Origin of the sequence: Streptomyces sp. NPDC053367, assembly GCF_044545925.1 — a bacterium.
Classification (GTDB): Bacteria; Actinomycetota; Actinomycetes; order Streptomycetales; family Streptomycetaceae; genus Streptomyces.
In genome coordinates, this window is the sequence record NZ_JBITYN010000015.1 from 53,495 (window position 1) to 66,533 (window position 13,039).

The following is a 13,039-nucleotide window of genomic DNA, read 5'->3' on the forward strand; positions in this document are numbered from 1 at the left end:
CGCGGAAATGGTGGACATGACCGGGAGCGGACGCACCGACATCGCATTGCTTGACCGCGCGATGATCCGGACATGGCCGTCACTCGGCCTGCACGGCTACGGCTTCCCCGAAGAGGCGCCCTGCCGGAACGATTTCCCTTTGCGTGCCGCTCCCGGCAACCAGGAGTTCGTCGCTTTCGCCGACTTGTTCGGTGACGGACTCCCCCATCGGGTTCGAGTTCGGGACGGCGAGGTCGCGTGCTGGCCGAATCTCGGACACGGCCGATTCGGACCAAAGGTGACCTTTCAGAACGCGCCGCGGTTCCCGGGTGGCCTGGATCCCGGCCGACTCTTCCTCGCCGACATCGACGATTCAGGGCCCGTCGACATGATCTACATGCAACCCGACCGCGTTCTTGTGTTCTGCAACCGGAGCGGAAACGGTTTCGCCACCCCGCTGTCCATTCCACCTGCCTGTCGCGTACGACGACCTGAGTCAGATCAACTTCGTCGATGTCTACGGCAACGGCACGACGTGCCTCATCCTCACCCGACTGACGCCGGAGGTCGTCCACCACGTATACGACTTCTCCGGCGGTTCCAAGCCCTATCTGCTGACAAGCGTGGTCAACCAGTTGGGGTCCACAACCAAAATTCACTACACGTCCTCGGTCAACCAGTATCTGGAGGACAAGCGACAAGGCCGCACCTGGGCCACTCGGCTGCACTTCCCCGTCCAAGTGGTGGAATGCATAGAGCGCATCGACGGGCCGAGCGGAACCCGGTACGTCACACGCTACCGGTACCACGACGGACGCTACGACCCTCAGGACAGGCAGTTCCGCGGCTTCGGCTTCGTCGAGACCTGGGACACGGAGGAGTATGCCGACTTCGATGCGGCGACTCAGGCATCCGCGGGGACAGTGCGCCATGTCGAGAAGGAGCTGTACGTCCCACCGACCTACATCCGCACATGGTTCCACACGGGAGAGCCCCTCGACGGGGAGGCACGGTCGCACCGGTGCGACCGGGAGTACTGGAAGGGAGATCCGCGGGCGCGGCCCCCTGCGGGGACCAGGTTCGATGCCGGCCTCGAAGAGCAGGATCCCGAGACCCGGCGGCAAGCCTGTGCAGCTCTCGCCGGAAGCATGCTGCGTCAGGAGGTGTACGGGCTCGACGGCTCCTCCCGTTCGCCGAACCCTTACAGCGTCGTGGACCGATGTGCCGGAATCCGGCTGGTCCAGCCTCGGGCAGGACAACGGTTCGCCGTCTTCCTCGTGCACCCACTCGAAACCCTGACGTCGGAGTACGACCGGGAGCCGTCCGATCCTCGGGTGACGCACGATCTCGCCCTGGAGGTCGACGAGTTCGGGAACATACGCCGGTCGTGCCGGATCGCCTACCCACGGCGCGACGGATCGCGCGGCCGGGTCTACCCCGAGCAGCGTCGGACGCATGTCACAGTCACCGATGCGACTTACGCCAACCATCTCGCAACCGACACCGCCCCCTACCGATGCATCGGCCTCGCCGTGGAGAGCCGGCAGTACGAGGTCGCCGGGCTGACAGCCCCGCCTGACGGTTTCGCCATCGACTCGCTGCGAGCCCGGGTCCACGAGGCGCTCCAGGATCCGCTCGCATTCGGAGCGCCGTTCCAGCCAGACAAATGCCAAGGGCGTCTGTTCTCCTGGACGAGATCGCTCTACTGGGACGAGACGCTGAGCCATCCGTTGCCCCTGGGTCAGACAGGTCCCCGCGGCCTGCTGCATCACGAGGAACATGCCGTGATGACACAGCAGATGGCCCACGAGATCTTCGGCGGCAAAGCCGACACGGATACGCTCATGCGATGCTGCGGGTACGCGCTCAGCGACCTGTACTGGTGGAACCGGGGCCTGATTCAGCACTACTCCGACGATCCGGCCGCGTTCTTCCTCCCGCGTCGCATCGACGGCCTCTTCCCGGCCGTGGATCCGGAAAGCAGCCTCAACCCCACCACCACCATTGCGTATGACCGATACCACGTCCTTCCGGTGGAGGTCACACACTATGTCCGAGGCAGCGAAACGACACCTGCCATCCCACTGCGCGTGCGGGCCGACAACGACTACCACGTGCTCGCACCCTGGCGGGTGGTCGACGTCAACGGCAATGTCACCGAGGTGGGCCTTGACCCGCTCGGTGTGGTCGTCGTGTCAACGACGACCGGTACCGAAGACGGGATTCCGGCGGGTGACGCCCCGCTGAGCGACTATGTCCCGCACCCGAACCCCTCTTTCCAGGATGTGGTGGAGAACCCGGCCCGGTATGTCCAAGACGCTTCGGCCTACTTCTTCTACGACCTGTTCGCCTGGGCCGAACGACAGCAGCCGCCGTCAGCCGTCGGTGTCCGACGACTGTGCCATGTCCACGAACCGCAGGACGACACGAGCCCGGCACTGCAGACAGGGATCACCTACACCGATGGCCTCGGCAGGATCGTTCAGGACAAGCTCAGGACAGACCCCGGTACAGGGGAGACCCAACGATGGATCGTCTCCGGGCATGTCGCCCGGAACAACAAGGGCCTGACGGCCAAGCAGTACCTGCCGCGCTTCGCGCACACCCCGGCCTACGAGCTCGAGCCCACCTCCGGCGGGACTCTGCCGCCCCCGATGGTCCTCCACTACGACCCTCTCGGACGCCTGATCCGCACCGACACCCCGAAGGGGTTCTTCTCCAAGACATCCTTCTCCCCATGGGCGGTGCTGAGGTACGACGAAGACGACACCGTGGTGGAAGCGCCCTTCTTCCGCGCATGTCCGCGGAGCTCGGCGACCACGGACGGCGACGCCGAACGCGACGCCCTCGACAAGGCCTCGGCCTTCTTCGACACCCCCGCGGTGGAGATCCTTGACGCGTCGGGGCGCCCGGTGCGCAGTCTCGCGAACAACCTCGGCGCCGTGAGCCCGGCGGATCTGGTCTCTGTGGCAGAGGGGTCCGGCCGCACGCCACAGCAGGTCTGGGACCAACTCGTGCACTACGGGTACCTGGTGCCGGACGCCGCCGTTCCCGAACGAGCCCGGCTTGCCGAAGACGTCGATCCGTACGAGGACACGTTCCGATCGGCCTTCGCCGACCGTTTCGGCGTCCTTGCCGCCCCGTTGCTGGACCTGTTGAAAGAGAACAGCCTCACCACCCTTCGCGTACTGGACGTGGCGGGTGACCACCCTCTACGACATGGCGGGAAACGCCTTGGTCACGCACAGCGCCGACGCCGGATCGCGCTGGCAGCTGGCCGACGTTCTCGGCAATCCGGTCCACAGCTGGGACGGCCGGTCACACACGACGCGTCTCTTCGACCGGCTGTCCCGTCCCGTCCGGGTCGAGGTCTGCGCTGTCGACGGCGCAGACGGCGGCATCACCGAGTGGATCACCTACGGAGAGCACGAGGTCGACGCCGCGGCGCACAATCTCAACGGTCATGTCTTCCGGCACTACGACCCCGCCGGCCTGCTGACCGATGCCTCCTACTCGCTGACCGGGCAGGTGCTCGCCACCACCCGGCAGTTCCGGGCCGACCCCGGAACGGAAGCGGACTGGACACCAGCCGCGATGTCCGACGTCGCCGACCGCCCAGCTTTCACCACCCTGTTCCGGTACGACGCCCTCGGGCGGGTCCGCCGACAGACCGCACCCAATGGGCTCAGGTCCAGGTACACGTACAACACAGCCGGACAGCCGACGGGCGTGACGGTGGAGACTCCCTCGGCCTCAGCCGGGACGGCCGTGGTCGAATCCATCGACTACAACGCCAACGGCCAGCGCACAGCCGTCCGGTACGGCAACGGAACCGTGACGGACTACAGCTACGAGGACTCCACGCTCCGACTGCTGGCGATCACCACGACCGGACCAGGGCCTGACACCTCCGCCACGGAGGGCCCGAGCCGCGTGCTCCAGGACATTCGCTACACCTACGACCCCGTCGGCACCGTGACACGGATCGAGAACCACTCCTTCGAGGCGGCGTTCTGCTACGGGCAGCCGGCCAACCCCCTCTCCGAGTACACGTACGACGCCCTGTACCGGCTGGTGCGTTCGACGGGGCGGCGCGCACCCTCGACGAGTCCGCCACCGCAGGACGAGTTCATGCTCTCCTGCCCGCCGCGACCTGAGGCACGTCGGGTACTGGAGGACTATGCGCAGGTCTTCGGCTACGACGACAGCGGCAACCTCATCCATGTCGGTGAGGAGGGACCCGTTCGGTCGACGAGCCGTCTCGACGTGGCGCCCGATTCCAATCGGCTGGCCTGCGAGCCCTACGACGCGAACGGAAACCCATTGGCATGGCAGGGCCTGCGCCGGCTGGAGTGGGGCTCTGCCGACACGCTGCTCCACACAGAACTGCCCGATGGTCGGGGCGAGTCGTCGTTTCTGTATGACCATGGCAGGGCCAGGGTCGCGAAACTCGAACGGCGGGCGGGCGTCGACGGCGGGCAACTCGACACCCGGGAAACGGTCTACGTGGGCGACTACCGATCGACCCGTGCCACCAGCGGCCCGGCGACCACGGAGCAGCAGACCGTCAGTGTCACGGACGACGGGACTTGCGTGTGCCTCGTCGGCTACGAGCCCGATGAGGATCATTGGAGTTACCGGTACCAGCTCCACGATGCCCAGGGCTCGGTCGCCTGGGAAGTGGATGCCCTCGGGCAGCCTCTGAACTACCAGGAGTATCTGGCCTACGGTGCCGGTGCCTTCATCACGGCCGACGAACGCGCCCAGGCGGAGGACAAGGAGTTCGGTTACTCCGGCAAGGAGTTCGACACTCGATCTGGTCTGTCCTACTTCGGCGAGCGGTACTACAGCGCCTCCCGCGGGCGCTGGCTGAGCCCCGATCCCCTGGGCAGCCCGGGGGGACTCAATCTCTACGCGTTCGTCGAGGGGAACCCGGTAAGCAAGATCGACACGACCGGCGAGATGGGTGTCTGGCTCTCCTCGGTCATCGGCGCGGTCGTCACACTGGGCACCGGTTACGCCGCGGGCTCGACGTTGGGCCACGCGATGGGCGTCGGCTCCGGCTTCCTCATGGGGACGCTGGCTGGTGCCGTGGGCGCGACCGCCGGCGGCGTGCTGGCGGGTGCAGGTGTTCCCGCCATCTTCACCACGGCGGCGTCGACAGCGCTGATGTCCGCAGCCGGCTCGCTCGTGGGGCACTTCACCGGACAGCTGTCCATGCGCCGCGCAGCGGCAGCGGGCTGGAGTCCGCTTGCCGTCTCCGCGATCGGGGGGTGACCTCCAGTCTGTTCGGCGGTGGTCTGCTCACGCTGGGGATCGCCGCACAGGTGGGCGAAGCCCTGCTGCCACCGCTGACGATCGGCGGTGCGGCCGGTCTCGGCAGTGGTCTTCTGGCGTCGGGTGCCGTTCTCGGTGCTGCCACCCTTGGTCGACGTGGCGGGCTTCAGGTGAACCCGGTGCTGCTTCACGATCCCCGTGCGATCGTGCCGGCCAGGTCCGAGACACAAGCGTCCATGCCGCGGCGTCGGCTCCTGATGGTCTTGGCCCCCCAATCCGAGGCAGTCGAACGATACCGGGTCTCCTTCGGGCAGAGTCCTCCCGGTTCACACCGCCAGCCGAATCCCGCCGGCGTACACCGTGAGAACCCGTACTACGAGCGGCGTCGGGAAAGAGGCCCGGCATACCACGTGGTGGCAGCCCACGGGATGGCGGGACATGTGATGGTGTCCACCGGCGCGCACGGGAACACCATGATGCCCATGGCGATCGAGGAATTCGCCGCCTACGTGGCGGAGGTCCTGCGGACCAACGACCTGTACCGATTGGGGCGCCACGGCGGGCCCAGCAACGCTCCGATCAAGTTCATCTCATGCTACGGCGGTTCGCTCGGATTCCCCTCCAACGCCCAAGTGCTCGCGGACATCACCGGCAGAACAGTGATCGCCTTCGCCGGCCAGAAGTCCGAGAGCTATGGCGGCCCCTGGAAGACATTTCGACCGCGGCATGCGCCTTGACCTCGACGTGCACCTGAGGAAAAAGACATGACCAAGCAGCGCTTCACAGTACCGAGCAGCAAGGCGATGCGGGCCTTCCAGAGGCTGAACCCCGAGTTCGATCTGCTGAGCTTCGATTTCCACGACCACGGTGCCGTGCGTGCACTGCGTTGGCAGGGAACGGACCCGGAGAAGGGCCTGGCGGGGCTCATGGCCATGCAGCGGGTCATGAGGCTCACTGGTTCCGAGGAGACCAGCAGGGCGCTCCTTGCGGTCGGCATCCATTCGGCACACCAGATCGGAGCGGTGTCGGAGTAACGGTTCATCCGCGAGCACGGCGGACTCTTCGCCGGCGAGGACGAGGCGCGCGCGGTGCACCGCCGCAGTGCTGAGGTCCGGTCCACAACGCAGCACGTCTGGGCCAACGTCCGAGACCTGGTGGCCTCGCGGCACAACCGGGCTACCCGTTTCCACAACGCGCAGAAGGACCTGACTGGCTACTTCCAGCAGATCCCGAGCTACCAGGACCTCTTCGGCGGGCTGGACTACCTGTCCTGCCCGCACTGCCGGTCCGTTCTCTCCCCGGCGGCGTACTTCGTCGACCTCATGCGGATCACCGACGAGCACGTGACGCATCCGAACATGTACACGATACCGGCGGGCATGACGCTGGAGCAGCGTCGGCCTGATTTGTTCTCCCTGCCGTTGAACTGCGAGAACACCGACACAGAACTGCCCTATCTGCGCGTGGTGAACGAGGTGCTCGAGCAGAAGCTGAAGCTCGACCTGGGCACCGACGTCTACCCGGCTCTCGCGCTCGCCCCCTATCCGTTCAATCTCCCGTTCAACCTTCCGTTGCAGCAGATCCGCGGCAACCTCGCCGCACTCGGTGCCACGGTCGCCGAGGTGTACTCGGTCCTCTCCGCTCCCCTTTCCGCCGGGCTGACCCGGGGCGGCACGGCGGGCACAGCCGTCCTCGCCTCCACCTCCTCCGCCCGGGACGGCTGTTACCAGGACATGGAGCTGAGGCTGACAGCGGGTCCCGGTGCGGGCCAAGCACGCCGGATCGCTCGCTTCGACGGCTCCTCGCGTACGGCACACGTCTGCCCCGACTGGCAGATCCAACCCACCGCGGAGACCGGGTACGAGATCAGGAACGACATCGACGTGGAGCGGGAGCGGCTCGGGCTGTCCCTGGAGCAGTACCACCTGTACACCACCCCGCACGTCGCGGAGGCAGACGTGGCTCCTCTGTGGGGCTATCAGGAAGAGTTCTCCTCAGTCCTGTCGGCATTCGCACCGGGTTCAGGACGGATCACCGTCGCCGAAGGCAGCATCAACGTACACGGCGACGCCGCCACGCGCTTCGGCACCGGGCTGCTCGTCGGTGACCAGCTCTGGTGCGGAGCCGAGATCCGGACGGTGGCGTCGATCACCGGACCGGACTCTCTCACCGTCGACCATGCATGGAGCGCACACGCCCAGAACGCCGCCTACCAGGTCGCTCGGTGGCCGAAGGGAGACGGGGCCGTCACCGTCCACAAGGGCAGCTCCCAGGTCACCGGCGAGGCGGGGACGCACTTCGAACGGCTGACGCCCGGCGACCAACTGCAGTGCGCGGGGCAGATCCGGACCGTCGTCGAGATCCGCAGCAGCTCGGCACTGCTGGTGGACAGCCCGTGGCACGTCGACGCTGTGAACGCCCTTCACACGGTGAACCAGGCGAGCCGACTCGACCGTATGACCACCTTCCTCGACCGCACCGGGCTGTCCCGCTCGGAACTCGATGCTCTGTTCCGGCAGGACACCAGCCCGCGGGAATTCGAATCGGGAGTGTCCCGGCGCTTCTTCATCAACGCCACGGGGGAGGGCCTGCCGCCCTTGCAGCTGGTGACGGACAGAGGGGACCCGGGAAACCCGTTCGAACGCGTCGTGGGGTTGTCGGTCAAGCGGCTGGACCGCCTCGGCCGATTCATCCGGCTGCAGCGCACGCTCGGCTGGAGCGCCTCGGACATGGACCGGGTCATGGCCTCGATCGGTGCCGAAGAGCTGAACGGACCGGCCATCCGGGCGATGGCGGCCGTCCACCGACTGGTCGCGGACGGCTCGCTGCCCATCGACGTCGTGACCAGCTTCTGGGGCGACCTCAAGACCATCGGCCGGAGGGACGAGGACAGCTGCCGGGACCTGTTCGACCGTGTGTACAACCCGCCCGGTCTTTTGCGCCGACAAGACCCCTCCACCGGATCCGTGCCGATCGTGTTCGACCCGGCCAGGCCCCTGGTGTGGAACATCGACGACCGGACCGTCGGCGAAACCAACTCGGCCGTCCGCGGTCGGCTCCTGGGCGCCCTCGGAGTCGGTGACGACAACCTCACGCGCACCGCCCACTTCGTACGCGACCTCCAGGGACGCCAGGACGCCTCTCTTGTTCTGGACCTGCCGACGCTGTCCTGGCTCTACCGACTGGTCAAGCAGGCGGCGTGGAGCCGGCTGACCGTAGACGACTACTTCACGCTGCTGTGGCTTCTGTTCTATCCGAAGCAACCGGGCCCGTACCCTCCGCCGACGGGATCGGTTCCCCTCGGTATCGCGGCCACGGAGCGCGTCCGCGACGCGGTCGAGTGGCTGCGCGCATCACCGTTCGACGTCCAGCAGCTCCGCTATGTGATCAGCGGCACGCGGGGCCCCGGCCCCGGTGGAAGCTCCGCGCCCGACGGCCTCCGTGACCTGATCGACTCCTTGGCGGCCCGGGCGCGGGAGACACGGCTCCAGCCTGACTCCTTCTTGTCCGAGCACATCCACATCGACGAGGCGCAGGTTCTGTTCGACGGTCTGGTGGCGGGCGGTTTCATCACCACTGCCGGAATCGCAACGAACAGCCGCCCCCGACACGCCGACCTGGCCTCACTCGTTCCACTGGACCAGAACTCATTCACCGTCCAGGGCATCGACCCGGCGCAGTCGGCGCAGATCTTCGCCGAGCTGACCAGGCACGCGCCCCCGTACATCATCACCGCGCCGGGGGCGGCAAGTGGCGTGCTGAGCGAAGCCTTCACCACCCAGACCTCGCTGGACTTCCTCTCTCCCGCAGTCCCCCTTCCACCCGACGCACAGCGCGAGGTCCGTGAGGTCCTGCTCCAGGCCCTGTCCCGCATCGACACACTTGCTGCGGTACTCGAACAGGCCGCCGTCGCCCAGGAATCCCTGGCCGAACAGGGCGTCGCCGGCTCCCTCGGCATCGATTGTGAACTGCTCCGCGCGCTGCTGTCCTTCTGCGCCGGCCAGGAGAGCCTCTCACCCCAGTGGACCCTCCTGTTCACTCCGGTGGAGCCCCATGAGGAAGTCCCGTCGGCGGTGTCGGAGGTGATGGCGGCACTGGACCGAGGCGCCGTCTGGGCCGGTGCCCTCGGCTTCACCGCGTTCGAAGTGGCGGCTGCGGCCACAAACCCCCGCCCGTTCGGCATCGCGGACACCCGGGTGCTCGACCTGGCCGCCATCCGGACGCTGGAACAGTACCGGCGTCTCACGGTCGCCTTCGACGACCGGAACGGAGCCCTGCTCGAGTACCTCAGGAAGCCGCCGGCCGAGGGGCTCAACGAACTGGCCGAACTCACGGGCTGGAGCCTCACCCAGACCGTCCGTCTGATCGATCACCTCTGGCCCGCGGGCGTTGAGCAGTCGACGAGCGATACGGTCGAGGGTGTCCGGCGGCTCAAGGCGGCGTTCGACCTCTGCGCCCTGACCGGGACGGACGCCTTTCTCCTCACCGGCCTGTTCGATCTGCTGCACCTGCCGGTGGGTGCCGTCGGCGGGCATCCCGACCCCGCGGCCTGGGCTTCGTACCAGACACAGGCGGGCCGCACCCTTGAGGCGCTCAGCAGTCGCTACGGTGACGCGTTTCCCGAGATCTCGGGGCGGCTGTCGAGCGAGCTTGACGCGGCGAAAAGGAACGCCGTGCTGGGGCGGACGATCTGGATGCTGCGCCCGCAGTTCCCGTCGCTGCGGACACCGACCGACCTGTACCAGTTCCTGCTGATCGACACCGAGATGAGCGACTGCGCGACCACATCACGCATAGCCCAGGGAATCAGCTCGGTACAGCTGTATCTGCAACGGTGCCGGATGAATCTGGAGCCGGGCGTCGACGATCTGGACATCGACCCCGAGTGGTGGGAATGGCTCAGCACGTACCGGGTCTGGGAGGCGAACCGGAAGATCTTCCTGTATCCCGAGAACTACCTCCATCCCCAGTTGCGCAGCGGCCGGTCACCGGAGTTCGAGCGGCTCTCGCAGTCCCTGCTCCAGTCCGACCTCAACCAGGACTCTGTCGCGAAGACCTTCCTCCGGTACTTCGACGAGCTGAACGGGCTGGCCGACCTGATACCGGTGGCCGGCCACCACGCCGACGTCTCGGAAACGCCCGCCGACGACGCGCCCACCCGGCTCTTCCTGATTTCCCGTTCCCGGACGGAGCCTTACACCTATTTCTGGCGCCAGTACGACCCTGTCGAATCCTGGTCACCATGGCAGAGGGTCGACCTCTCCATCGCCTCGCCCGAGATCGCGGCCGTGTACGCCTTCGGCCGGCTGTTTCTGTTCTGGGCCGAACTGGAGGACGGCAAGACCGGCACGATCGAGGAGGCCAATGCCTCGGCCCGGTACGTGCGAGCCGCGTCGCTGCATTACTCGTTCCTCGCCGTGTCCGGACAGTGGGTCCAGCCTCAGGTGCTGGCGGCCTCCGTGCCCACGGAGGTCGCTCCGGACTCCTACACGCACACGCTGCGCGAGAACGCAGCCGTCGAAAGGGCCCTGACACCCTCGGCACTCCACTGGCAGCAGCCGTACCCTCTCCGACTGCCGAGAGGGCTGACCGGGACCGGCCGGGTCGCGATCAATGCCGGTACCTGCACGGCCGCGGGAACGGGCACCGCCTTCGGACGGGAGGTCCGCCCTGGCGACCGGCTGCACGTGGGCGGCCAGGTACGCGTGGTGGCGGAGGTCGCCGACGACATCACCTTGCTGGTCGAAACGCCCCGGGCCAGATCTGCACGAAACGCCGCATTCAAAGTGGTCCCCCTCCAGCCGGACCGGGACGGATTCACGCCCTTCGACGGTCCCGGCTCGGTCGGTATCACCGCGGGCCTCACCCTGGTCGACGGCTACCGCACCCACTTCACGAAAGACTTCCAGGTCGGTGACCGCATCCTCTGCAAGGAAGAAGTGCGCACCGTTGTCCTGATCACCTCCGACACGAACATGACCGTCGACCAGAAATGGACGGTGGACACCGGCACAGGCCAGTCCGGGTACGTGGTGATACCCGGCGCTTCGGGGGCCGAACGGGTGCTGGTCATCTTCGGGGGCGGGCTTCCGACAGCGGCCGGAGTGGACCCCTCTCCTCCCAAGGTGACGCCGAACACCGGACGGGACCCATTCCTCCAGCAGCTCCAGGCCTTCGACCAGTCGGTCTTCTCATCGGCGAAACTGGCCAAGGTGGCGGCCCCAAGCGCCCCCGGCCAGGTGCCTCTCAACTATTCAGTGGTGCTGGACCAGGACCTCCAGGCCGTCAGCACCCGTATGGTGCTCACCGACTACAGCTACAGCGCGGCTGACAACCCGAAGCCGTACCAGTACTGGATAGACCGTTCGGAGCGGGTGGTGCGGGTCGTCCAGAACGACAATCCCGTCGCCGACAACTACTGGGGCAGCAATGTCCCCGGGACTCCGCCGCCGGCCCTGTCGGGTGAGCCGCACACCCTGCTCTACAACACCGCCGCCTCCGCCTCGCTCCGCAACGTCGGCAACCAGATGGGGTGGGCGATCTTCCACAACGGTGACGAGCCATTTCTCGTCCGGTCTTCCGAGAAGAGGCTCCGCCGGCTCTCGGACATGGCAATCAGCAGCCACATGCGGGACGTGGAACCGGGAGAGGCGCTGGTGCTGAGCACGAGCGCGTTCACGGACGCACCAGCGGGCTTCCAGGACCTGTCCTTCACCTTTACCCGGCTGACGACGGGTGTCATCCCCCGACTGCGGCAACGGCTGCTGGCCGGAGGCATCGACGCGCTGCTCACCCCGGGTTCCCAGTCGTTGCCGGAGCTTCCCTTCAACCGCTTCTACGCGGCACCGGGCGGGGAGCCTCCACCGCGTGTGGTCCCGCCCCCCGACAGGCTCGACTTCGACGGTGCCTTCGGCCCGTACTTCCAGGAGATGTTCCTGTTCTGCCCCTGGCTCGTCGCCGCTCGTCTCCAGGGCGATCAGCGCTTCGAGGAAGCCAAGACGTGGTACGAGTACGTCTTCAACCCGATGGAACGGTCCACGGCCACCGACGGGCACCCCAACGACCGGTACTGGCGCTACCTTCCGTTCAGGAATCTCACCCTGGACTCGCTGATCGCCGATCTCACGAGCGCCAAGCACATCCGGGCCTACAACAAGCACCCGTTCGACCCCGATGCCGTGGCCCGGCTCCGTCCCGGTGCCTACCCCAAGGCCGTGGTCATGGGCTACATCGACAACCTGCTGTCCTGGGCCGACCACCTCTTCGCCATCGACACCTCGGAATCCATCACCGAGGCGACGCAGCTGTACGTGCTGGCGTCCGAGCTGCTCGGTCCGCGCCCGCAAGAGGTCGGCACCTGTCCGGTGCCGGAAACACAGGACTTCGCCCACATCCGAGCGCACTACGACGGGCACGACATTCCTCAGTTCCTCATCGACCTGGAGAACGGGCCTCCGGATCTGATGAACGCGCCGACCGCTTTCCGGGCCGTGCCGGTCAACGACATCAACGCCTATTTCTGTGTGCCCGAGAACTGCGAGCTGATCACTTACTGGGACCGGGTGGACGACCGGCTGTTCAAGATCCGCCACTGCCTCAACCTCCAGGGCGTCGCGCGAAAACTGGCGGCCTACGAACCGCCGCTCTCCCCCGGTGAGGTCAGCCGCGCCCGCACCGGCACCCGTGGTCAGACGTCGACGGCCCCCCCCCCCCCCCGGCACCCGGGCCCCAGTCGGTCTACCGCTTCACCACACTGATCGAGAAGGCCAAGAACTTCACCAAC

4 protein-coding genes and 2 pseudogenes are annotated in these 13,039 nt (G+C 66.9%); all 6 read left to right on the plus strand.

The annotated features are described in order from the left end of the window. Nucleotides 1–395: 395 nt before the first annotated feature. A pseudogene (locus ACIGXJ_RS34430) lies at nt 396–1,415 on the plus strand (toxin TcdB middle/C-terminal domain-containing protein); the annotation flags it as partial. 2,158 nt (nt 1,416–3,573) lie between these two features. After that, a pseudogene (locus ACIGXJ_RS34435) lies at nt 3,574–3,669 on the plus strand (hypothetical protein); the annotation flags it as partial. Nucleotides 3,670–3,747: 78 nt separating this feature from the next. Further along, nucleotides 3,748–5,256 carry an RHS repeat-associated core domain-containing protein gene (locus tag ACIGXJ_RS34440; RefSeq protein WP_399654271.1) on the plus strand — a complete coding sequence of 503 codons (1,509 nt, stop codon included), beginning with the start codon at nt 3,748–3,750 and terminating at the stop codon, nt 5,254–5,256. Next, nucleotides 5,253–5,993 carry a hypothetical protein gene (locus tag ACIGXJ_RS34445; RefSeq protein ID WP_399653990.1) on the plus strand — a complete coding sequence of 247 codons (741 nt, stop codon included), beginning with the start codon at nt 5,253–5,255 and terminating at the stop codon, nt 5,991–5,993. The genes ACIGXJ_RS34440 and ACIGXJ_RS34445 overlap by 4 nt, the downstream gene beginning before the upstream one ends. A gap of 27 nt (nt 5,994–6,020) precedes the next feature. Then, on the plus strand, nt 6,021–6,290 hold the full coding sequence (locus ACIGXJ_RS34450) for a hypothetical protein (protein WP_399653992.1): 270 nt from the start codon (nt 6,021–6,023) through the stop codon (nt 6,288–6,290). 120 nt (nt 6,291–6,410) lie between these two features. After that, nucleotides 6,411–13,013, plus strand: a complete 6,603-nt coding sequence (locus ACIGXJ_RS34455) for a neuraminidase-like domain-containing protein (RefSeq protein WP_399653995.1) — start codon at nt 6,411–6,413, stop codon at nt 13,011–13,013. The last annotated feature ends 26 nt before the right edge of the window (nt 13,014–13,039 follow it).